Annotated in this window: 1 protein-coding gene; it reads right to left on the reverse strand. The window is 31.3% G+C overall.

Going from position 1 to position 754, the window contains the following annotated elements; translation table 11 throughout:
• Positions 1-135: 135 nt before the first annotated feature.
• Positions 136-639, reverse strand: coding sequence for a hypothetical protein (locus tag ESY88_RS20740; protein ID WP_147088612.1), 504 nt, complete (start codon positions 637-639; stop codon positions 136-138).
• Positions 640-754 lie beyond the last annotated feature (115 nt).

The following is a 754-nucleotide window of genomic DNA, read 5'->3' on the forward strand; positions in this document are numbered from 1 at the left end:
AACGTGTTTGAGTATGATTAGTTGCGGGTCTCAAGCGCTAATTTAGTAAATAAAATCGGAACTCCATGACTTCGAAATTATCGCAAAAAAGCATTGACCCAAGCAATTAATTATACGCGATGTTGTGTGTAGTGTTTATTTCAGTCCCCATTTTTCTAAAATCGTGATTACTTTTTCTTTGTCAAATCCATACATAGATTGATTAACATCATCATCAATTAATAAATCTTCTCCATTTTTCATATGTGCAAGATGACCATAAATTTCTCCATTTCTTTGCCAATGAGTAGACATTTCTAACTCTTCATATTCAGCCGGATTTGAATTTGGATTTATGAAATTATCATATTCAAAATCAATTTCGTTTTGCCAAATCCAAAAGCTTTTTGTGAAGTAAATTTTTTTGCTTTTATGATAAGGTTTAGTTTTGTCAATTTCTTTATTTGTCCAATATTGGCAATACCACTTATTCTCTAAAAAACGATAATTAGTAGTGTCAGGAATTTCGGATGGAAAACAATTCATTCCACGAGCTGGCACTTGTAAAACAATACTATCTAAAGCCCAATTATCGGTTATTGGTTTTAGACCGAGTTCAATTCGGTCATTGTTTAGTTGGATTCCATATTTTTCAGACATAGAATTTGAAATAGGTAAAGCTATTAGTGAGTAGATTATCACAGCTCCTAAAATCAGATAAATAGTATTTCGAATTTTTCTCGTCAGAATTCAGTTTTTACATTACACACAACGT

This window comes from Subsaximicrobium wynnwilliamsii, assembly GCF_007997225.1.
In the GTDB taxonomy this organism is placed as follows: Bacteria; Bacteroidota; Bacteroidia; order Flavobacteriales; family Flavobacteriaceae; genus Psychroserpens; species Psychroserpens wynnwilliamsii.